This window comes from Chryseobacterium balustinum, assembly GCF_900168205.1.
Taxonomy (GTDB): domain Bacteria; phylum Bacteroidota; class Bacteroidia; order Flavobacteriales; family Weeksellaceae; genus Chryseobacterium; species Chryseobacterium balustinum.
Genome location: NZ_FUZE01000002.1, coordinates 246,155 through 268,917 on the forward strand (window position 1 = coordinate 246,155; position 22,763 = coordinate 268,917).

The 22,763-nt window shown below is 34.5% G+C and carries 22 protein-coding genes and 1 tRNA gene; 17 read left to right on the forward strand and 6 right to left on the reverse strand.

Annotation, left to right across the window (positions count from 1 at the left end; translation table 11 throughout):
* Positions 1-12: 12 nt before the first annotated feature.
* Positions 13-1,077, reverse strand: coding sequence for an NAD(P)H-dependent flavin oxidoreductase (locus B5X64_RS04740; protein ID WP_079464155.1), 1,065 nt, complete (start codon positions 1,075-1,077; stop codon positions 13-15).
* 107 nt (positions 1,078-1,184) lie between these two features.
* On the opposite strand from B5X64_RS04740, the gene B5X64_RS04745 reads away from it, so the two are divergent.
* The 12 genes from B5X64_RS04745 to B5X64_RS04800 all read left to right on the forward strand — a co-directional run bounded on the left by B5X64_RS04745 (position 1,185) and on the right by B5X64_RS04800 (position 11,651).
* On the forward strand, positions 1,185-1,619 hold the full coding sequence (locus tag B5X64_RS04745) for a GNAT family N-acetyltransferase (protein WP_066678779.1): 435 nt from the start codon (positions 1,185-1,187) through the stop codon (positions 1,617-1,619).
* A gap of 75 nt (positions 1,620-1,694) precedes the next feature.
* Positions 1,695-3,098 carry an MFS transporter gene (locus B5X64_RS04750; protein WP_079464156.1) on the forward strand — a complete coding sequence of 468 codons (1,404 nt, stop codon included), beginning with the start codon at positions 1,695-1,697 and terminating at the stop codon, positions 3,096-3,098.
* 103 nt (positions 3,099-3,201) lie between these two features.
* On the forward strand, positions 3,202-4,077 hold the full coding sequence (locus B5X64_RS04755; RefSeq protein ID WP_079464157.1) for a pirin family protein: 876 nt from the start codon (positions 3,202-3,204) through the stop codon (positions 4,075-4,077).
* Between the two features lie 137 nt (positions 4,078-4,214).
* Positions 4,215-4,532: a GNAT family N-acetyltransferase gene (locus B5X64_RS04760; protein ID WP_066678775.1), complete on the forward strand. Its 318-nt coding sequence runs from the start codon at positions 4,215-4,217 to the stop codon at positions 4,530-4,532.
* Between the two features lie 76 nt (positions 4,533-4,608).
* Positions 4,609-5,508, forward strand: coding sequence for a pirin family protein (locus B5X64_RS04765; RefSeq protein ID WP_079464158.1), 900 nt, complete (start codon positions 4,609-4,611; stop codon positions 5,506-5,508).
* A gap of 34 nt (positions 5,509-5,542) precedes the next feature.
* Positions 5,543-6,415 (forward strand): CPS family subclass B3 metallo-beta-lactamase, encoded by an 873-nt coding sequence (gene blaCPS, locus B5X64_RS04770; protein WP_079464159.1) that lies wholly within the window; start codon positions 5,543-5,545, stop codon positions 6,413-6,415.
* A 42-nt stretch (positions 6,416-6,457) separates the two neighbouring features.
* Positions 6,458-6,988 (forward strand): NADPH-dependent FMN reductase, encoded by a 531-nt coding sequence (locus B5X64_RS04775; protein WP_079464160.1) that lies wholly within the window; start codon positions 6,458-6,460, stop codon positions 6,986-6,988.
* Between the two features lie 49 nt (positions 6,989-7,037).
* Positions 7,038-7,442 (forward strand): OsmC family protein, encoded by a 405-nt coding sequence (locus B5X64_RS04780; protein WP_079464161.1) that lies wholly within the window; start codon positions 7,038-7,040, stop codon positions 7,440-7,442.
* Positions 7,439-7,720, forward strand: a complete 282-nt coding sequence (locus B5X64_RS04785) for a GNAT family N-acetyltransferase (RefSeq protein ID WP_172459120.1) — start codon at positions 7,439-7,441, stop codon at positions 7,718-7,720. The genes B5X64_RS04780 and B5X64_RS04785 overlap by 4 nt, the downstream gene beginning before the upstream one ends.
* A gap of 284 nt (positions 7,721-8,004) precedes the next feature.
* Positions 8,005-9,579, forward strand: a complete 1,575-nt coding sequence (locus B5X64_RS04790; protein ID WP_079464162.1) for a sodium:solute symporter — start codon at positions 8,005-8,007, stop codon at positions 9,577-9,579.
* 222 nt (positions 9,580-9,801) lie between these two features.
* Positions 9,802-10,653 carry a transketolase gene (locus tag B5X64_RS04795; protein WP_079464163.1) on the forward strand — a complete coding sequence of 284 codons (852 nt, stop codon included), beginning with the start codon at positions 9,802-9,804 and terminating at the stop codon, positions 10,651-10,653.
* Between the two features lie 53 nt (positions 10,654-10,706).
* Positions 10,707-11,651, forward strand: a complete 945-nt coding sequence (locus B5X64_RS04800; protein WP_079464164.1) for a transketolase family protein — start codon at positions 10,707-10,709, stop codon at positions 11,649-11,651.
* Between the two features lie 238 nt (positions 11,652-11,889).
* Here the strand turns inward: B5X64_RS04800 and B5X64_RS04805 are convergent, their stop codons facing one another.
* The 3 genes from B5X64_RS04805 to B5X64_RS04815 all read right to left on the reverse strand — a co-directional run bounded on the left by B5X64_RS04805 (position 11,890) and on the right by B5X64_RS04815 (position 17,743).
* Entirely contained in the window at positions 11,890-12,279 is a 390-nt protein-coding gene (locus B5X64_RS04805) for a hypothetical protein (protein ID WP_079464165.1), read from the reverse strand.
* Between the two features lie 68 nt (positions 12,280-12,347).
* Positions 12,348-12,818, reverse strand: coding sequence for an Lrp/AsnC family transcriptional regulator (locus tag B5X64_RS04810; RefSeq protein WP_066678756.1), 471 nt, complete (start codon positions 12,816-12,818; stop codon positions 12,348-12,350).
* 128 nt (positions 12,819-12,946) lie between these two features.
* Entirely contained in the window at positions 12,947-17,743 is a 4,797-nt protein-coding gene (locus tag B5X64_RS04815) for a translocation/assembly module TamB domain-containing protein (RefSeq protein WP_079464166.1), read from the reverse strand.
* 4 nt (positions 17,744-17,747) lie between these two features.
* Here B5X64_RS04815 and tsaD point away from each other — a divergent pair, with 4 nt between their 5' ends.
* The 3 genes from tsaD to B5X64_RS04830 all read left to right on the forward strand — a co-directional run bounded on the left by tsaD (position 17,748) and on the right by B5X64_RS04830 (position 19,962).
* Positions 17,748-18,764, forward strand: coding sequence for a tRNA (adenosine(37)-N6)-threonylcarbamoyltransferase complex transferase subunit TsaD (gene tsaD / locus B5X64_RS04820; protein WP_066678754.1), 1,017 nt, complete (start codon positions 17,748-17,750; stop codon positions 18,762-18,764).
* 69 nt (positions 18,765-18,833) lie between these two features.
* Positions 18,834-19,244: a hypothetical protein gene (locus B5X64_RS04825; protein ID WP_079464167.1), complete on the forward strand. Its 411-nt coding sequence runs from the start codon at positions 18,834-18,836 to the stop codon at positions 19,242-19,244.
* 19 nt (positions 19,245-19,263) lie between these two features.
* Complete coding sequence (locus B5X64_RS04830; RefSeq protein WP_079464168.1) at positions 19,264-19,962, forward strand: RsmE family RNA methyltransferase; 699 nt, start codon at positions 19,264-19,266, stop codon at positions 19,960-19,962.
* On the opposite strand, the gene B5X64_RS04835 is transcribed toward B5X64_RS04830, so the two are convergent.
* Together B5X64_RS04835 and B5X64_RS04840 are read right to left on the reverse strand one after the other, a co-directional pair.
* Entirely contained in the window at positions 19,955-20,491 is a 537-nt protein-coding gene (locus tag B5X64_RS04835; protein ID WP_123920975.1) for a hypothetical protein, read from the reverse strand. The two genes, B5X64_RS04830 and B5X64_RS04835, sit on opposite strands and share 8 nt — an antisense overlap.
* Positions 20,492-20,518: 27 nt before the next feature.
* Positions 20,519-21,190 (reverse strand): TrmH family RNA methyltransferase, encoded by a 672-nt coding sequence (locus tag B5X64_RS04840; protein ID WP_079464170.1) that lies wholly within the window; start codon positions 21,188-21,190, stop codon positions 20,519-20,521.
* Between the two features lie 84 nt (positions 21,191-21,274).
* Here B5X64_RS04840 and B5X64_RS04845 point away from each other — a divergent pair, with 84 nt between their 5' ends.
* Entirely contained in the window at positions 21,275-22,291 is a 1,017-nt protein-coding gene (locus B5X64_RS04845; RefSeq protein WP_079464171.1) for an asparaginase, read from the forward strand.
* Positions 22,292-22,350: 59 nt separating this feature from the next.
* Positions 22,351-22,437 (forward strand) — tRNA-Ser (locus B5X64_RS04850).
* The last annotated feature ends 326 nt before the right edge of the window (positions 22,438-22,763 follow it).

Consider the following 22,763-nt stretch of genomic DNA (forward strand, 5'->3'; position numbering starts at 1 on the left):
AGAACCTTAAAACTAAATAGATTCTGAATATTCTCTAATTAATTTTTCTAAAATATCCTGAGTAGAAAGTTCGCTGTAATTGACAATTGATTGTCCTACCCAAAGATTGACAAACTCATCATTTTTCACCGTTTTTGCGATTCTTCTCATTTCTCCAGTCAGTTTATTTTGATATGGATAAGGTAAAATATATTCTGAATTTTCAATCGTTTCAATAAATTTATTTTTAATTCCTCTTGCGTAACGCCCCGAAAAACTTTTCGTTAAAACAATATCTTTTCCATTAACATTCTTTAGTCTTTCTTTTTCAAAATCCTGTAAAGCACTTTCCTGTGAAGCCAGCAAAAGACTTCCTATCTGAAAACCTTGTGCACCCAATTCTTTTGCAGCAGCCAAAGTTTTTCCGTTATAAATTCCGCCTGCATAAATCAGAGGAACTTTTACAGAATCATAAACCTGAGAAAGCAAAGAAAATCCGCCAATCTGAGGAATATTTTCCGAAACAAAACTTCCTCTATGACCTCCGGCTTCTATTCCTTGAACGCAAATAATATCAATTCCCGATTTTTCAAGAGCCAAAGCTTCTTCTACAGATGTACAGGTTCCAATTAAAATTGTTCCGTTTTCTTTTAATTTCTGAATGCTTTGGTTATCAATGTTTCCAAAAGTAAAGCTCAGAATTTTACAGTCTTCATTTAAAATTGCATTAATTTGTTCGTGATAAGAATTAATTTTTAAGCTTTCTAATTCAGGAAGATGAACTTCTATATTATTTTCCTGAGTTAAATTTTCAAGGTATTTTTTTGTCTTAGAATATTGTTGTTTTAATTCATCGGTAATTTCAGGAATTTGATGAACAAAAATATTAACCGCAAAAGGTTGATCTGTCAGTGATTTGGTTTTACGGATCAATTCAACAGATTTTTCAGCGGAAAGATCAGCTAAAGCCAACGAACCCAAACATCCTGCTTTTCCAGCAGCTGCAGTCATTTCCGGAGTACTTACTCCAAACATTGGCGCTTGTATGATTGGATATTTTATTTTTAAAATTTTGCTGATGGTTTCTGAAAAAGGCATAAGATTTCTTTTACTTAAAATTAGTCAATTATTTTTTTTCTCATCATTCTGAAAACATGATTTTCGTTTTCATTGATTAATTTTTTAAATTTAACCGAAAAATAAAAATGTCTTATACTATTAGAATAGCAGTTCCAGACGACTATCCGAAACTGGTTCAAATTTGGGAGTCTGCCGTAAAAGCTACTCATGATTTTTTATCGGAAAGTGATTTTCAATATTTCAAAAAAGTAATTCCTGAGCAATATTTCCCTCATCTTGAAGTCTACATTATTTCTGAGAACAGTGATCCGAAAGGATTTGGTGCAGTTTCTGACGATACTTTAGAAATGCTTTTTGTACATAATGATGCTCGTGGAAAAGGATTAGGAAAAATTCTTTTTCAATATTTATGTGATAAAACTGGTTGTACAAAAGTAGATGTAAATGAGCAAAATCCGCAGGCAATAGGGTTCTATGAAAAAATGGGATTCAGAAAAACAGGAAGATCAGAAAAAGATGGTTCGGGTAAAGATTATCCGTTGATTCATATGAGTCTGTAATTATCTTAAGTTTAAAAGGTTCATCCTATAATTTTTCGTAAATTGGTATGGCAAATCATATCAATTTTTCGATAAATGCCCACACAAACCTCTACCCGTCAAACTGTAAAAAAAGTTCTTCCGTTGATTTTAGCGACTGCTATTTTTATGCAGATGCTAGATTCTACGATTCTGAACACTTCCCTACCTTCAATTGCAAGAGATTTAAATGAATCTCCATTGAATATGCAAAATGCAATTATCAGTTATGTGTTGACACTTGCCGTTTTCATGCCTGCAAGCGGATTTTTGGCAGATCGTTTTGGAACGAGAAGAGTTTTCATCTTTGCTTTGGTACTTTTTAGTTTAGGTTCTGTGTTTTGTGCGCTTTCTCAAAACCTTACTCATTTGGTGATTTCGCGGGTTATTCAGGGAGTTGGTGGAAGTTTGATGACTCCTGTTGGAAAACTGGCTTTAATTAAAACTTTCAACCGGAACGAATTACTCAAAGCTATGAATTTCGCTATCGTTCCTGCTTTAATTGGCCCTGTTCTCGGTCCGCTTGTCGGAGGTTACATGGTAGATTATCTTTCATGGCACTGGATTTTTCTTATTAATATTCCGATCGGGGTTTTAGGAATTGTTTTAGGCTTAAAATATATGCCCAATTACAACGCACGGGAAACCGATTTTGACCTGAAAGGTTTTATGATTTTTGCAGCAGCTTCACTTCTCCTTTCGGTTTCTCTGGAACTTTTCGGAGACATGCAGAATATCACGCCGGTTTTACTCGTTTTCATATTAGGATTTTTGTTCCTCTATTATTACTACCGACACGCAAAAAGAGGCAACAATCCTATTTTTCCTTTAAGTTTATTTCAGGTGCGTACATTCCGTGTAGGAATTGTCGGAAATCTTGCAACGAGATTAGGAATCAGTTCCGTTCCTCTTTTACTTCCATTAATGATTCAGATTGCTTACGGTCAATCAGCCGTAACTTCAGGTTGGATTATTGCGCCAATGGCACTCACCGCAATGTTTGGAAAATCTTCTGTCATTAAAATTTTAAATAAATTTGGCTACAGAAGAACCTTGATGGTCAATACATTCATTATCGGAGTATTAATTTGTTGCCTTGCCATTCCTGATATTCACAGTTCCATATTTTGGTTCGTTCCGGTGATCGCTATTTTAGGATTTTTCAATTCAATACAGTTTACATCGATGAACACCATTTCTATAGCAGACTTACGAAACTTCCAGACGAGCAGCGGAAACTCTCTTATTTCGGTTAATCAACAGTTAGCCATCGGATTCGGAATTGCATTTGGCTTAATTGTTTTAAAAATTTACGAAAACAGCCCCGCGTTAATCAGACACGAAACCCACAACGCATTTCGCTACACCTTCCTTACCGTAGGAATTTTAACGATTCTATCAAGCTTAGTTTTCAGAAGACTTCATACGTTCGATGGCAGAAATATGAAATCCCAAGAATAAACTCTAAAACCCTCCCACTCTATACCCCTTAAACTTACTTATCACACATCAATGTAATTGATTACAAACTGTTCTAATTTTGTTTAAAATTAAAACATCTATTATGACAACAAAAAAAATAGAAATAGTAATCCCTCCAAAACCTGCTCATTTTGTAGGTGACGGGTTCAGAGTACACAACTTTATTCCGGGTGCTTATCATTTAGATATGAAAAGAATGGATCCGTTTATCATGCTTGATTATAATTCTAAATTTCATTTCAACGGTTCAGAAACGCCTCGCGGAGTTGGAGTTCATCCACACAGAGGTTTTGAAACAGTAACGATCGCATATCAAGGAAAAGTAGAACATCATGACAGCGCAGGAGGCGGTGGCATCATTGGTGAAGGAGATATACAGTGGATGACTGCTGCAAGTGGAATTTTACATAAAGAATATCACGAAAAAGAATGGTCAAAAACCGGAGGAATTTTCCAGATGGTACAGCTTTGGGTAAACCTTCCTGCAAAAGATAAAATGAGCAAGCCAAAATATCAGGCGATTAAAAACTCAGAAATAAAAAGAGCAGATTTAGGTGAAAACGGATTTGTAGAAATTATCGCCGGAGAATATCAAAATATAAAAGGTTCTGCCACCACATTCAGTCACGTGAATTTGATGAATGCTAAATTAAAATCCGGTGGAAAAGCAGAATTTAATTTTCCTGCAAATTTTAATACCGCAGCTTTGGTGGTTGAAGGAAACATCTTAGTGAATGGTGAAGAAAAAGTAAAAACTGACCATTTAGTTTTATTTAAAAATGAAGGCGAAAACTTTACGATTGAAGCAACAGAAGATTCTGTAATATTAATTCTAAGTGGCGAACCTTTAAATGAACCCATTTTTCCACACGGTCCTTTTGTAATGAACAGCAGAGAAGAAATCATGCAGGCTTTTGAAGATTTCAATACCGGAAAATTCGGGTATTTGGAAGACTAATTAAATAAAATCATATTCATAAAAATTAGAATAGTGTTTGTCATTCCGCAGGAATCTAACCTTATTTTTTGAAAGTCGAGATCCTTTCAGGATGACAAACATTATTCTCTTTTATAAAACTTAAAAATATAAACATCATGAAACCAGAATTTGAAAACATTCCATTAGTAAAAAACGAAGATAAAAAGAGATTTGAAATCGAAGTAAACGGTCATTTCGCATTTATCGATTATAAAGAAACAAGCCAGCGAATCGCTTTAATCCATACAGAAGCTGAGCCTGAATTAGCTGGAACCGGAGCTGCCGCTGCAGTGGTTGAAAAAACGTTGATCTATATTGAAGAAAGTGGCAAAAAACTGCTTCCGTTTTGTCCGTATGTTTTTGCATACATCAAAAAAAATCCAGATTGGAAACGTATTGTAGACGAAAAATTTGAAGGCTACGATAAACTTTAATTTTTATTAAAGTAGCCTTAAATAGAATAAATTTTAATTAAATTAGCTATCCACAAAAACTAAAATCACAATATTCATGTCAAATATCGGACTTATATTAGAAGAAAAATCCGCAGATATCGGAAATTTTTTAGTGGGAAGATTGTTGCCTTTCCGTGAAAAAAGAGCGGTCGGTCCTTTCGTTTTTATCGACCATATGGGACCTGCAGAATTAAAAGATTATCAGAATCTTGATGTTCCGCCACATCCTCACATTGGTCTTTCTACTTTAACTTACCTTTTGGAAGGTTCTATTTTTCACAGAGACAGCATTGGAAGCGCTCTTGAAATAAAACCGGGCGCTGTAAACTGGATGACTGCCGGAAAAGGCGTGGTACACTCAGAAAGAACTCCTGAATATTTAAGAAATACAGATAAAAAACTTCACGGATTTCAAATTTGGGTAGGTCTTCCAAAACATTTGGAACAAAGCGAACCTACTTTTCATCATATTGAAGCCAACGAACTTCCGGTTTGGGAAGATGGGGACATTCAGTATAAATTAATTGCTGGTGAAGCTTTCGATAAAAGATCTCCAGTTCCAGTTCACAGTAAATTATTTTTTATCGAAATTAAAACTAAAACTGCACAAAAGATCAGTATCGGAAAAGATCTTTATGGTGAAGCGGCAATGTATGTTTTAGATGGGACAGTAAACATTGAAGATAATTCTTACGGTTCAAAACAATTGCTGATTGCCAAAAACACGCAACTTTGCCAGTTTGAAATGAGTGAAAACGGAACTGTTTATCTTTTCGGAGGTGAACCTTTTGATGAAGAACGTTTCATTTTTTGGAATTTTGTAAATTCAGACAAAGAAGTAATTGATGAAGCAAAAGTAAACTGGAATGACCAGAATCATGACGCTTTTCCTTTGGTTCCCGGAGACGAACAGGAATATGTTCCGCTTCCTAAAGCCATTTTAAACAGAAAATAATTTGATTTTTAATCAATATCCCTATTTTTTATAAATGAAAAACCTGACACTTTTATTTTTACTATGCCTATCTTTTTTGGGAACTGCGCAAACCGTAACAGAGCCTAAAAATAATCCGGCAGAATGGTCTAAAAACTACGAACCTTTCAAAATTGTAGGCAATCTGTATTATGTAGGAACTTACGATCTTGCATCTTATTTGATTGTGACCGATAAAGGCAATATTTTGATCAATACAGGTTTGGCGGATTCTTATTCTACCATTAAAAAAAATATCGAAAAGCTGGGTTTCAATTATAAAGACATTAAAATTCTTACTTTAACGCAGGCTCATTATGATCACATGGGAGCAATGGCTCAAATAAAAAAAGAAACCGGTGCAAAACTTTATGTTGACGAAAAAGATGCTGCAGAACTTAAAAGTGGTGGAAAATCTGACTACGAAATGGGAAAATACGGCGTTACTTTCGAACCTGTGCAACCTGATTTTCTTTTGAAAAACAATGCTAAAATAAAATTGGGAAATACGGTATTAACCTTGCTTCATCATCCCGGTCACACAAAAGGATCATGCAGCTTTCTGTTTGAAACTAAAGAAGGAAATAAAAACTATAGAGTTCTGATCGCCAATTTACCTTCGATTATTATTGACCATAAATTCTCGGATGTAAAAAAATATCCTACCATTCAAAAAGATTATGGATACACTTTTGAAGCGATGAAAAAAATAAATTTCGATGTTTGGGTAGCTTCACACGCAAGTCAGTTTGATCTTCATAAAAAGCGAAAAGAAGGAGATCCTTACAACCCAAAGTTGTTTATGGATAAAGAAAATTATTTTAAAAGACTTAAAAGTTTGGAGGAAGATTATCTGGAAAAAGTAAAAGAAGATTCAGCGAAAAAATAAATAATTCAGGATTTTCTTTTTAAAATTTAAAAATAAATAAACATGAAAATATTAGCATTTGCAGGAAGCACTTCTTCCACATCCATCAACAGAGAGCTGGTAAAATTTGTTCTTAAAAACTTTCAGGAAGACGAGATTAATTTGATTGATCTTAATGATTTTTCGATGCCTGTATTTTCTGTTGATCTTGAAAAGAAAGGTTTTCCGGATGAAGCGCATAACTTTTTAAAGCAAATTGAAGAATGCGATGTCATTATCTGTTCTTTAGCAGAGCACAACCGTTCGTATTCGGCAGCTTTCAAAAATGTATTCGACTGGTCTTCGAGAATCAATGTAAAAGTTTTCCAAAATAAACCGATGCTTTTGATGAGTACTTCACCGGGAGGTTATGGTGGCGGAAATGTAATGAATACTGCAAAAACGTTTTTCCCACAATTTGCGGCAGATGTAAAGGAAACTTTTTCATTACCTAAATTTTACGAAAATTTCGATTTGGAAAGCGGTGTTATCAATCCTGAAATGCTGAACGATTTAAATAATAAAATTGAGAGTTTTAAAAATCAGATTGCTTAAACCGATTTTCAATAACTAACAATTATCAACTAAAAACAATCAACAAATAATGGCTGTAACTGTAAAAGCAAGTTTAGGCAAAACAAAATATTACACGGAAGTTGTAGCAGGTGAAAATCATCTGATTACTGACGAACCTATAGACAAAGGCGGACAAAACAAAGGATTTAATCCTTTTGAAATCCTCGCTACTTCTTTGGCAAGCTGTACTGCCGCCACACTTAGAATGTACATCGACAGAAAAGAGTGGAACGTTGAAAAAATTGATGTAGAAGTTGAGCTGGAAAATTTTCCTTTAACAAAATTGGCAGTTTTTAAAAGAAACATTAGTTTTGAAGGAGAAGATTTGAGCGAAGATCAGCTGAAAAGACTTCACACGATTGCAGATGCTTGTCCGGTACACAAAATATTAAATAACGAAATAGAAATTCAAACTAAATTTTCATCAATATGATAGAAGTAAAACAAAACAACGACGAAAAACACGGAAGCTTTGAAGCTTTGATTGACGGAAAAAGAGCAGGATTAATGACCTATACTTGGGCAGGTGAAGACCGATTCATCATCGATCATACCGAAGTTGAGGAAGCTTACAACGGAAAAGGTGTAGGAAAAGAAATGCTGATAAAAGCGGTAGAATTTGCAAGAGAAAATGGTAAAAAGATTATTCCTCTTTGTCCGTTTGCAAAAGCGACTTTCCAGAAAAATGAAGATTTACGAGACGTTTTGTAAGCAAAAATGGGAATGAAATAAATCGCCACAAATGCACGAATTTAATCGTTACTATTTTTCATTAAACAAAAATTCGTGCATTCGTGGCAAAAAAAATTACAAGTTATCCATCCGTGAAGAAAGAATTTTAATTGATTTTAAAGTTTTTTCTTCACGGATCTTTTTATTTTAAATCAAATCTTAGCTAGTGTAAATTACAATTTATCCAAAACTTTCATCATTAAACATCCAACATCCGCTACATTCGAAAAAAAACTATATTTGCTGAAATTTAAATTGTAAACATGAATTCCGGAACTATACTTTTGCTATTTGTTTTTGTTTATTTCATTGGTCTTTTGGTGATCTCTTATTTTACGAGCCGAAATTCTGATAACCAGTCTTTTTTCATCGGAAACAAAAAAAGCAAATGGTGGCTCGTTGCTTTCGGGATGATCGGAACCAGCTTAAGTGGAGTTACCTTTATTTCCGTTCCGGGAACGGTTGGTAAAATGACCGGAAGCGAATATATTTTCGGCGGTTTTGAATATTACATGATGGTAATCGGGTTTTTCATCGGATATTTTATTGTGGCAGCAGTACTTCTTCCACTCTATTATAAGATGAATCTAACTTCAATTTACACGTACTTAGGCAGAAGATTCAATGTTGAAGCCCATAAAATCGGTTCTGTATTTTTTATCGTTTCAAGAGCAATCGGAGCAACCGCAAGATTATATTTGGTAGTCAATGTTTTACAGATCTTTTTATTGGAAGGTTTAGGCGTTCCGTTTTGGGTAACCGCTTTGGTGCTTTTATTAATGGTTCTTTTATATACTTTTGAGGGTGGTGTAAAAACGATTGTTATTACCGATACATTGCAGACTTCATTTATGATCATCAGTTTAATTGCATGTATTGTTTATATTTTATCTAATTTAAATTTATCTTTTGGCGAAGCTTACACAATCTTAGAACAGAAAAATTATACTCATTTCATCAATTTTGATCCGAATTCCAAGACATTTTTCCTCAAAACTATTTTAGGTGGAATTTTCATTACCATCGCCATGACAGGATTGGATCAGGAAATGATGCAGAAAAATATTTCGGTTGACAATCTTCAGAATTCAAAGAAAAACATGTTGACTTTTGCAGGAACATTGCTTTTTGTAAATCTTGCATTCTTATTTTTAGGTGGACTACTTTATCTTTTTGCTTTACAAAATGGCGCAGAATATTTTCAAATAACGAATATAGTAGACGGAAAAGAAGTCGTTTCTAATATTTTTGGGTTCAAAGATTCTGCAGGAAATATCAAGAACGTAATGGGCGACGATTTATTCCCATCTTTATCTCTTCAAGGGCATTTTCCAATGATCATTTCGGTCATCTTTATTATCGGATTAATTTCCGCTTTATTCCCTTCTGCGGATGGAGCTTTAACGGCCGTGACAAGTTCATATTGTGTTGACCTTTTAAACCTTAATGAAGACAAAAGCAAAACCGAAAAAGAGAAAAAACGCCTGAGAATGAAAGTTCATTTAATCTTTACCGTTGTTTTCTTTATTTTAATTATGGTTTTCAAAGCTATGAATGATAAGTCAATTGTTTATTTGATCATGGAAATCGCTGGTTACACTTACGGACCTCTTTTAGGGCTTTTTGCCTTCGGAATTTTCACCAAATTTAAAATTTCTAAAAAATATTCTATCTTAACTGTTACCCTTTTGGCGCCGGTTTTAACTTACATTATCAATATGTTGGTAACCAATTATACTGATTACAGAATTGGGGTAGAACTAATTATTTTAAATGGGTTACTGACATTTATCGGATTGTGGTTGGTGAAGAATAAGAATTATTTGAAAGTGGTTTAGAATAATTTGGGCAGCTTTTCCCGCCTTCCGCTCCCGCTTTTTTGTTTCACAAAAAGAGCTCCGCTCAAGTCGGGCTGCGAAATTTGTCATAATAAAAACTTTGTGGAGGGGTTTAAACTCACTCAAAGTAAAACATAATAAATCCGGATTCAACGTCCGGATTTTTGCATTTCCATAAGCCGACAAAAAATTGTAAATTTGCATGCAAATAAATCCTAATATATGAGTAAAAGTATTGAAGAGCTGAAATCTCTTACAACACAAATCAGAAGAGACATTTTAAGAATGGTTCACGCTGTAAATTCAGGGCATCCAGGTGGAAGTTTGGGCTGTACTGAGTACTTCACAGCATTGTATGGTAAAGTAATGAACTACAATCTTCCTTTCACAATGGAAGGTAAAAATGAAGATCACTTCTATCTTTCAAACGGACATATTTCGCCGGTTTTCTATTCTACATTGGCTAGATTTGACTTCTTCCCGGTTGACGAATTGAAAACTTTCAGAAAATTAGATTCAAGATTGCAAGGTCACCCAACCACTCACGAAGGTTTGGAAGGGGTAAGAATTGCTTCTGGATCTCTAGGACAAGGTCTTTCTGTTGCTTTAGGTGTTGCACAGGGAAAAAAATTAGATGGTGATACCTCTTTGGTTTACTCTCTTCACGGAGACGGAGAATTGCAGGAAGGGCAAATTTGGGAAGCTTTAATGTATGCTGCGGCAAATAAAGTAGACAATATCATTTCTACGATTGATTATAACGGACAGCAAATCGATGGAAGCACAGAAAATGTACTTTCATTAGGAAATCTTCATGCAAAATTAGAATCTTTCGGATGGACAGTTTTGGAAGAGAAAAACGGTAACGATCTTGAAGCGGTAATCGGAATTCTTGAAAGAGCAAAAACAGAAACCGGAAAAGGAAAACCAGTGGTAATTATTCTTCATACAGAAATGGGTAATGGAGTTGATTTCATGATGGGAACTCACGCTTGGCATGGAAAAGCTCCAAATGATGAGCAATTGGATACCGCTTTCAAACAATTGTACTTAGAAGCTCCAGCTGATTATTAATTATTAGTAATAAGTAATTGATAATAAGTAATCTTTAATAATTAGAAATAAAAATGAAATATACATATACAGAAAAAAAAGATACACGTTCAGGTTTTGGGGCTGGTTTAGCTGAATTGGCTGATAAAAACCCAAATGTTGTTGCATTGTGTGCAGACCTTATCGGTTCTTTGAAAATGGAAAAATTCATCGAAAAAGCTCCTGAAAGATTTTACCAGGTGGGTATCGCAGAAGCAAATATGATGGGTCTTGCTGCAGGTTTAAGCATCACTGGAAAAATTCCTTTTACCGGAACTTTCGCTAACTTCTCTACATCAAGAGTGTATGACCAGATTCGTCAGTCAATTGCATATTCAGATAAAAATGTAAAAATTTGTGCTTCTCACGCAGGTCTTACTTTAGGAGAAGACGGAGCAACGCACCAGGTTTTGGAAGACATCGGTATGATGAAAATGCTTCCTGGAATGACGGTAATTAATCCTTGTGATTACAACCAGACAAAAGCTGCAACATTAGCAATTGCAGATCACAAAGGACCTGTATATTTAAGATTTGGTAGACCAACAGTTCCTGTTTTCATTCCGGAAGATATGCCTTTCGAAATTGGAAAAGGAATTCTTTTGCAGGAAGGAACTGATGTAACAATTGTTGCAACAGGTCACTTAGTTTGGGAATCTTTAGTTGCTGCAGATGAGCTTGAAAAAGAAGGTATTTCTTGTGAGGTAATCAATATTCACACGATTAAACCTTTAGACGAAGAAATCATCTTAAAATCTGTTGAAAAAACAGGTAAAATTGTAACTGCCGAAGAACATAACTATTTAGGTGGTTTAGGAGAATCAGTGGCGGGAATGTTAGCAAGAAAAAGACCTACAAGACAAGAATTCGTGGCGGTAAACGATACTTTCGGAGAATCTGCTACGCCAGCTGAATTAATGAAAAAATATAAAATTGACGCTGCTGCTGTAAAAGAGGCGGTGAAAAGAATTTTAGCGTAATAATATTTCATTTGAAATAAAGAAAAGCATCCAAAATTTGGATGCTTTTTTTGTTTTTATTATTTGGAAGATAGCGCTCCTACGGAGCGCATTTTATGTAATCTATTCTATATATTGCTACACATATTTTGCTCCTATGGAGCAAGCTTATTATGTTTCTTTGATAAATTTCGGATAAGGTTACATTAAAAAAAGCCGACTATAGTCAGCTTTTATTTCTAAAAATATCTTTAATAAACTATCTGAAAAATTTCCACTTTGGGATAATTGCCAACATTCCAAAACCTGTAAAAAGAAAAAGGTTGGTAACATCGGTGTATAAAAAAGTTGATAGATAATAATTATGCATCAGGAAATGAAAAACCAATAATATCGGAAAAGCAAACATCCCTATTTTTTTGTAGAAAAACATCAGAACCAAACTTAGTATCATGAATGCATCGATCGTGAAAATCACGTAGAAATACCATCTTGGTATATTGAGATACTCGTGCTGAAGAAACTCATCAATATCTATTCCCATGCCCATAATTGTAAACAAAAGCAGAGAAGCCAAAGCTAAAATAAAACCCCATCCTTTCTTCGGATCTACATCAAAATAGCTATATTCTTTATATTCCTTTTCCATACTGCAAAAATAAAGAACTTATGAATCACTTCATAAGTTCTTTGGTATTTATATCGTCTAAAATTCGATTAAATTGAGATTGCGTTGATCAATCTGTTTTTATCGCTTAAGAATTCTTCCATAGAGATCATACTTTCAGTTCTCATTACGTCCTGAATGTCGTCAATCTGATAAATGATTCTTTTTGCGTCGTTTGTATTTTTAGCTCTTACCTTGCAGAAAATGTTGTATTTCCCAGAGATAACACTTGCTTCGATAACGTTTGGAATTGTCCCCAACTCTTTCAAAACCTCTTGCGTACGGTTTGATTTTGTTAAAAGAATTCCGATAAAAGCTGTGAAATGGTAATCTAGTTTACCATAATCAAGATTAAGAGATGATCCTAAAATAATACCTGCATCTTCCATTTTCTTCACTCTTACGTGAATTGTACCCGCAGAAACATCCATCTGCTTAGCAATTTCTGTAAAAGGCATTCTTGTGTTTTCTACTAAGAAATCAAGAATTTTCTTGTCTATTTCGTCCAGTTGATAGTTCATATTAGTGAAATTATATTTTTCTTAAAAAATCGATCAATTTTTTACAAAATTAAAAAAAATAATTAAACTAAAAAAATTATATCAAACATTAACAATAATTAACACATATGATAAAAATCATTAAAAATTTACGGCTTTTTGCCATCTGATTTTACAGAATCTGTTTTTATTTCAACTTTGTCAGTAGCTGACTTTTTGTCTTTTTTCTTCTTTTTGAATAAAGAATTGAAGCTTTTACTCCAAACGATACCTCCACCATAAGCCTGATTTGCAGAGCCGTTCGTTCCTACAGTTCCTACACCCATTCCGATATTGGTTGGTTTAGAATAACCTCTCAAGACCAATGTACCATCGTTTTTCTTAGAAATATCATATTCTACAGACCCTTCACCGGAAAGATAATTGTTGCTCGTACTTTCTGTTTTAGAAAGAGGAATTCCCAAGCCGGTTTTTACCGTAATTCGTGGTGATAAGTCAAAACTAACCCCTGCATTCGCTCGGTCTCCGGTATTAGAAAACTGATCGTTTCCTTTTACATAATTCAAATCAATTTGAAATTCGTTACTCATGGTATTCAAAACCGAGCCAAGCTGTTTCAAAATCAAATTATATCCAGAAGATTCTGCTACATCGGCGGCATTGAATAGAAGCCCACCCGAGTTGGATACATTAAACATATTAAGCAAAAGTATCGAGCTAAATTGCAAAACATTTTCACCTTCTGTTTGATTAATTTTGGCTGCCAAAGTCTCCTTTACCTGACTTGAAACATCGAGGGCAGTAACATTCAATGCAATTTTTGGGTCCGTAAGCGTATTCGTAATATGGGTTTGAAGAAGAATACTAATAGGTTGCAACTGCCCCATATTAAGATAATCTCCCGCATTAGAAACCATCCTTACATAATTAGCAGAAATATCCAACGAAGGCTTCATTGCATCACCATCCCATCTGATGCTGCTATTTTTTTGAATCTGGAAAGTCCTGTTAAGAATTGCTTTAGAGACGAAAGTTCCATTATCTACCATATACGATCCGTTCATGGCAATATTCCCCTGTCTGCTCATTTGGAATCTCAGGTTATTTGCCAATCCTTTTACCGTAATATTTCCTACATCATCGCCAACTAAAACATTTACTGTAGTTCCTTTATCAACATCCAAACTAAAATCAATGTTCATATTGGCTCCGGTTTTCTTTTTCTCATCTAAAGTGACCAAACCATCTTTTCCTTCCTTTAAAAACCTCAGCATTTTAAATTCTTCAACATTGGAAGTAGAACTTGAGTTAAAAGTAAATGTACTACCATTTAAAGCCTTCATATTTGGAGTAGTAAGATTTAAAGAAGACACTGGTCCATCGACATATAAATCGCCTTGTCCGTATACTCTTCCCCAAAATAGATCGTAATCTTTCTGAGTGGTATTCAACATTAATAAATTATCGGCTCTCATCACGAGATTGACTCCCATTGAAGATAAAGTTTCAAACTGTATCGCCCCTGAAATAGTTCCTTGAGAATTATTCCTTCCATCATGAACGCCAATATTATTTAAAATTGCCAAACCTTTAGAAAGCGGAATGACTGTATCATCAAATGAATAATCTACACCGGTAAATAAAAGTTTTAACCCAAATTCTTTTAAAGCAATATCTCCACTGTAATCAAGATTTTTCAGAGTACCATTTATTTTTAAATCTCCGGTTGCTTTCCCTCTTAAATTTCCAAAAATAGTTTGTACAAATTGTTGGGTAAAAGCCAAATCAAAATCTCTTAATTCTGTGGTTAAATCTATTGTTGGCGATGGCGTATTGTTATTAACTGTACCGGTAAGATGCAGGTTATTATTCCCAATTACTCCCGCTGAAGCTACTCTTACATCAACATCATAAACATTCAGAGAAAAGCCGTTGACTGCAGAAATCGTCACATCACCCATATCATTACCATTCATCATGATATTATCAACAGTAAGATCAACTAAAGGTTGTAATGTGCTTTTATCCATCTTGATTTTCACATTACCATTGGCCAGACCTTTAATATCCATCGGATTTCCGCCCGACTGCATTTCTAAAAGTTTTTCTATGGCAAAGTTCTGAACCTCCGCATCCACATAAAAATCTTTAATAGATTTAAATATAGATTCATTGATGAGTAATGAACTATCGTCTGAATAAATTTTTAAATTATGTATTTCAAAATCAGACGTTTTTCTACGGTAACTAATATTGTGATCGAGTTCCTGACTAGTATCGATTGACCATTTTACGTTATTTAAATTGACTTCAGTAGGTTCAAACCTGAAAACATAATCTCCCGCAGGATTTGTTGACTGGTTAAAATTAATTGCATAATCTTTCAGGGTATTATTCAATTCATCTTCCGGATTTCCATGCTTAAAGTTCGTTGCAATCCTTAAAACAGAATTATTATCATTTTTACCGGTAAGTATTACGTCCTTCAGAATATTTTTATTGTATTCCAATCTGCTTATTTTGGCATAAAGCTGCTGTTCGGTATTGGCTGTATTAATTCTTACCATTATACTGTCAACCATCGCACTGTCTCGTGTAACCGCTATTCTGTCATCAACTTTATAATCAGGATTTGCTTCTGCCAAAGCGCGATCCGCTTCGGTAATCTCCTCCTTTTTTGTCATGATATATTTCAGAGAAGCCGCATCAAGATTTAAAATCAAATTATTTGAATTCCCATCGTATTCTCCTTCCACTTTTGCACCTTGAGGAAGTTTCAGATCCGGCATAAAATAAGCAACCAAACCTTGTTCAACATCAAAATTCATGGCGAAAGTTTGTCCACGATATAATTTTCTCGGTTCAGGACCAACCAGAATTTTCCCTAAACCATTTTCAACCATTCCTGCTAAATCGGCAAGATTATATTTTCCTGAAATTTTTCCGTTTACTGCACCCGGTGCATCAACCAAAATAGAACGTTCTCCACCTTCTACAAAGGTTTTCAGCTTAGCATTCGGAATATGATATTTCTGATCTGCTGTTGCAAAATTCACATCAAAAGCCTCTACATCCAAATTCAAATCATTCAGCGTAGACATTGCCATTTTACCATTTACTCTACCACTTACAATCTGACTTCCGGCCTTATCTGTAAAATAATTCATATTTAAATAGGCAACATCAGCATCTACGTTTGCAGAAATTTTTGCAGTGCTGAAGTCTATCAAACCTTTTACGGTCGCTTTTGCCTGCTCGTCATTTACCGTAATCAATCCGTTGTATTTTTTATGATCTAAAAGACCATCCAAAACCACATTATTGATCTCTTTATTCATGATTTCAATACTTGAGATCTGAGATTTTGTACTCAAACGCATTGTGTTGACATCAAAACTTTGCCCGTCTAGATTAAATTTACCGGAAATCAGCCCAACTGCTTTGCTTTTGGTAATGACAGAAGTATTTAAGTCATTAACTTCGGCGTATCCTTTATATTTAGGCAACGTTGTACTGTAATCTGTTAAAGAGAAGTTGGAGATTTTTGCCTGCCCGATTCCTGTCATCAGATTTCCTGAAGAAACATAAACTTGCTTCGGAGTTACTTTCGCAGTTCCGTTATATTTTAGTTTACCGAAATCATCCGCAAAGTTTTTCATCTTTGAGGAAACGAAAGTCGGCATCATAGCTTTCAAATCTTTATATGTAAAATCTGCCGAAAGATTTTCGGTTTCTATCGTGAAATCGCCTTTTAGCAAATGATTGGCTTTCAGTTTTTTTGTAGCAATATTTACCGAAGGATTTCTGATCAGAAAGTTTTCTAAAGTAAAATGATTTAATGGACCTGTCATTTTACCGCTTGCATTAAAGGGTATGAAATTATCCCAATTGGTCACAAAATAAGAGATATCGTAACCACTTATCTGGCTTCCCAATTTCATATTCATGTCCCATTTTACTTTATTGGTAAAATCTGCCCACGAACCTTTATTTAAATTAAATTTAATATCTCCCTGAAGAAGTGAATGATCTGTATTTAAAGTAAGATCTCCCAAAGAAAGAAAATCTTCGGTCATTGAAAAATCGGTAGAAAAAGTTTCTACAAAATGAGATTTCCCCCATCTTTTAGTGATGAAAGTAAAATTGTCAATCCGTGCATTGATATCAGCGCCATTGACTTTAACTTTTGGAGCAATCAGATTCACATTGGTTGCAGTTAACCATTTTCCTGGTTCTCCCGGAGAGTTTTGATTAACAATAGAAACCTTAGAATTTAAAATTTCTAAACGTGCATTCAGCTGAAAAGGTGGTTTTGTAGGATCTTTCTTTTTACCACTGTCAAAAAGTTGTGTAAAACGGATGAAGTTTGAAATACTGTCGCCTTTATAAGTAATCACTTTGATGTCTGCATCATTCAATGTCAAACCATTAAAACTTAGGGAATTATTTTTACCGATATTAGTTGCTAAAGAAAACCAGTCAGAATTGGCTTTAAACTCTCTTGCTTTAATAAAGTCTACATTTTTATAATCTTTTATTCTTAAACCTTTAATGGTAACATCTCCAAAGAAATCAACCTCTACACTTTCGGTAGACATTTTAGCTTTAAAATCTCTATTGACAATCTGTAAAGCCTGATCTGCAGCCCATCTTTTGGTAACTGGTAAATTAATTGCGATGAAAACAAGAACTACGATTGAAAGAAGAGTCCAGAAAAGAAAAAGCAATAGCTTCGCCCACCAAGAATAGCTCACCACATCTTTTGCAGCCTGTTTTCCAAACTCTTGCGCAGTGTCTATCGGGTGATTTATAGCGTCTGAAGCCAGTTCAGAAGCTTCCTTCACAGTCTCCTGAACATTTTCTACGGTCTTTTGTACCTGATCTCCCAGGTTTTCAGCTACCGATTTTTTGTTCTCATTTTCGTTATTATTCTCTAACTTTGCCATTATTATGAGCGACTCTATAATTTTAGGTATCGAATCATCTTGCGATGACACTTCAGCAGCTATTATCAAAGGGAATTCTATTCTTTCAAACATTGCAGCCAATCAGGAAATCCACAAAGAATATGGTGGTGTTGTTCCAGAGCTGGCTTCTCGTGCCCATCAGCAGAATATTATTCCTGTTGTTGAAAAATCTATACTCAAAGCAAATATACAACAAAATGCAATTTCTGCCATAGGCTTTACGAGAGGTCCCGGACTTTTGGGCTCTCTGCTTGTAGGAACCTCTTTTGCTAAGTCGCTCGCTATGAGTTTAGATGTTCCTTTAATAGAAGTAAATCACCTTCAGGCGCATATTTTAGCGCATTTCATTGACGATGCAAATCCTGTGCCGCCAAAATTCCCATTTTTGTGTCTTACCGTAAGCGGTGGACATACGATGATTGTCTTGGTAAAAGATTATTTTGACATGGAAATTATCGGAAAAACGATTGATGATGCTGCCGGTGAAGCTTTTGATAAAATCGGGAAAATTTTTGATCTTGATTATCCAGCCGGTCCAATCATCGATAGATTAGCCAAAGAAGGAAATCCTGATGCTTTTAAATTTAATAAGCCAAGACTTGAAAATTACGATTACTCTTTTAGTGGAATTAAAACCTCGGTTTTATATTTTATTCAGAAAGAAGTAAAGAAAAATCCTGATTTCATTAAAGAAAACATGAATGATCTTTGTGCTTCGGTACAAAAGTGTATCATTGAAATTTTAATGAATAAATTAGAGAAAGCAGCGAAAGATTTAAACATAAAAGAAGTTGCCATTGCGGGTGGAGTTTCTGCCAATTCAGCATTGAGAAAAGTAATGCAGGACAATCACGAAAAATTAGGATGGAATATTTATATCCCGAAATTTGAATATACCACCGATAATGCGGCAATGATTGCTATGGTTGCGCAATTGAAATTTGAACGCGGTGAGTTTACAGATTTAAGAACGACAGCAACCTCGAAATACGATTTATAAATCACAATTAATTCAATTTTATTTTAAAGAAAACTTTGAAATAAAAACTTAAACAATAAACATCTACAGATGAAAGTATTATTAGAAGAAAAAGTACTGGGAACACAATCTAAAAAGAACTCAAAATATTATTGGGTTTTAGAAACCATTACCGGGAAAAATGAAGCAACACAAGAGTCTGAAGACGAAGATTATTTAATGGCGAGTTCGGAAATTGGATATATTCAAAATGTAAAGGAAGAGGTTTTAGAAAAAATAAATTCAGAGAACGTCTTCAGCTTTCCTTACGAACCAAAAGAAGGAGATTATTTATCGATCAAAAATAATTTAAGAAAAAACGAATATCTGAATATGATTTTCATGAATAATGTTTGGATTGAGGAAATCTATATGTGTTCTTACAGAGATTGCGATGGTGACATTTATACCACGATAAAAACCGGAGTGGCATTTATAAGTGAAAATGAGATTACGTTTTAAAAAATAATAACCTTTTTCTATGAAACTTTTTTTTGGAGAAATCAATCACGGAAAAGCAATCATCAACGACGAAGAACAACAGCACATCGTAAAAGTTCTTCGCATGAAAGATGGCGAAGAAATTCATGTGACTGACGGAAAGGGAAATCTTGCTTCCGGAACATTAATTATTGAAGGTAAAAAAGCAGGAATTGAAGTTGCTGAAATTAAAACTGAAACACCCGCTTTTAATCCAAAACTTCATATTGCTATTGCTCCAACCAAAAATATCGACCGTATCGAATTTTTCGTAGAAAAAGCAGTAGAAATGGGAATTTCTGAAATTACAATTCTTCAAACCGAAAAAACTGAACGTAAAAATCTGAATATTGATAAAATCAGAAAGCAGGCAATTGCAGCATCAAAGCAAAGTTTGAGATTTCATTTTCCGGTTATTAATGATTTAATTAAAATTCAGGATTTTCTTAAAAATATTGATTCGGAAACCACTTTTGTAGCGCACTGTAACGAAAATTTAGAAAGAATAGCTTTAAATGAAATTCCAGCATTAGAAAATTACACTTTTCTAATTGGTCCTGAAGGCGACTTTTCGGATAAGGAAATTCTATTTTTAGCTGAAAAAGGAATTAAAGCAGTTTCATTAGGAAATCAAAGATTGAGAACGGAAACTGCGGGAGTTTTTGTTGCTGCGTGGAATTATAATAAAATGATTAAATAGTTTTCTCTTTAAACCTTTTTATAGGCCAGGTAATTCCTATCTGAAGAGTATTGATCGGAAAATTTTCAGCTTTCAGTAATCTAAAATTATATCCAACAGTCAGTTTTCCGCCACCGCCACCAAATCCCAAGTACGGCATCACTCGTGGAATCACTTTCTCAAAGTTGGTCTGAAATTGTACTTCCGCACCTAAAGCTATTCCTGCGCTGGAAGCCACCCCTATTTTAGGAGCCATAAAAAAGTCATACCGATTATTAAATATAAAATCACTTCCCGCATAATATACTTTTGCCGCACCGTGATTTCCGCCATACTCAATTATTTTAGCAAAAACAACCTCAATGATATGCATTTGCGACGCTATGAATGTTTTTGTATTATCTTTTGCGTCACCAGCATAATGATAACCCACCAATATTGCAGGAGTAACTGTAGTTTTTAATCTTTTGGGAGAGAGTGTATCAAACTTCAATTGAGAAAACATACAGCCATAGAAAAGGAAAAATAAAACAGAAAATAATCTCGTCATGATGATTTAAAATTTTAATAATAACTTTTAAAAGTTGAAATTATTATCTCTTAAATACTTTTCAAAAATCTGCGGCCCACTTCGCATAGAATTCACTGCCCAACGAATTTTCATTCGTAGCAGTTTTTCTTCATTCAGCTTATAATCAATATTAGATTTTATCAGTTTTTGCTTTAATTCATACATACAGATTGAAGCCGCAACCGAAACATTAAAACTTCTGGTAAAACCATACATCGGAATTGCCAAGGTTTCATCTGCAAAATCTAAAACCTCTTGAGAAACACCTTCCATTTCGGTTCCGAAAACAAGAGCAATCGGCTCGGTAATTTCATAATCAGGTAAAAATTTTGCATTTTTTTCTAAAGAAACTGCTACCATTTTGTACCCTCTGTCTTTAATATTCTGAAAAGATTCCATATTTCTGGGAAGTCTTTCTACTTCCACCCAAGTATCTGCGCCTTTTGTAACTTTTAAATTCGGCTCAAAACTATGCTCTTCCTGCAAAGCAACCACTTTATGAAAACCACACGCTTCTACAGACCTTACAATTGCCGCTGCATTTCTAAACTGATAAACATCTTCAACCACTGGAAGTACAAAATCTGAACTTTCAGGAGCAAAATGCTCAATTTTCTTTAATCTTTCTTCAGTTAAAAATTGTTGTAAATACTCGTAAGTTTTCTCTAAATCTTTCATCTTCTTTCAAATCTTTGCAAATTAACGTAATTTTGAAATTCTGAACCTGAAAAGAAACTCAAAATCTTTAATTTAAATAAAAAAATGAAGCGAAAAGTCCTTCTGATTTATACCGGCGGAACGATTGGTATGGAAAAAGACTACGAAACCGGAAGTCTCCGTGCCTTTGATTTCGGAAATATTTTTGAGAAAATGCCCGAAATGAAACTCATGGAATGTGAAGTTTTCGTACATCCTTTTGAAAAACCTCTCGATTCTTCCGATATGGGACCTGAGGAATGGAGAATGATCGCCAGTTTAATATTCGACAATTATAAGAAATATGACGGCTTCCTGATTCTTCACGGGACAGATACGATGTCTTATACTGCTTCTGCATTGAGTTTTATGTTGAAAGGTTTGACAAAGCCCGTTATTTTAACCGGTTCACAACTTCCCATTGGAGATTTGAGAACTGACGCCAAAGAAAATCTTCTGACGAGCCTTTATTATGCAAGTCTTTATGAACAGAATGATGCCGTGATACAGGAAGTTGCGATTTATTTTGAATATAAATTATTGAGAGGAAACCGTACTTTGAAATATTCTGCAGAGTATTTTGATGCCTATGCAAGTCCGAACTATCCTATTTTAGGGCAATCTGGAGTTCATTTAAAAATTGACAAGGATAATCTTTTCCGTTGTGATGGCAGAATTGAATTTCATGTAGATGAACATATTTCTGAAGATGTTTTGTTCTGGAGAATTTTTCCGGGCATGAAACTGAATCATTTTAAAGAAATTCCGAAAATGAAAGTGTTGATCTTGCAGGTTTTCGGGTCGGGAACGATTTTCAGCAGCGAAAAAACACTTGAAACTTTACAGCAAATCAGAAATAACGGAACTGAAATCGTAGTGGTAAGTCAGTGTATTTCCGGTGGAATATCGTTTGGAAAATACGAAAACTCTAATATTTTCTCAAGAATCGGAGCAATCAGCGGAAGAGATATGACTGCAGAATCTGCGATTACTAAAGCAATGCACCTTATTGACAATCCTAATTATCATGGAAGTTTTGCCGATAATTTTGCAAGAAATATCTGTGGAGAAATAAGCGAGTAATTTTAAATTAAGAATTTGTAGATTCAATAAAATAGCCTATTTTTGCAGTCTTCAAACATAGAGAGGTGTCCGAGTGGTTGAAGGAGCCACCCTGGAAAGGTGGTATACGGGTAACTGTATCGTGGGTTCGAATCCCATCTTCTCTACAATCAAGGAGAAATGATCATTTTGATCGTTTCTCTTTTTTTTTACACCTTCTAACTCATTATTAATCTGAAAGATATGGTGTGCTATGGAGTTAATTCGTGCGGTTCGATAATGTTTTCCGTCAAATTCCAATTTTTCAGGAAATATCGAACCAATTATTGCCCGCTTTGTCTCAATGCCCCCTTTTTGGTAGTGTTTTCCGATATTTTGAAGTGTCTCTAAGGCTTGTTCGAGCAGTTTTTCTATATTGCTAATTTGAGGAACTGAATTTTTATTTAATTCTTCTTCCAATTTTGAAATCCGTTCTTTGCATTCCCTTTTAATT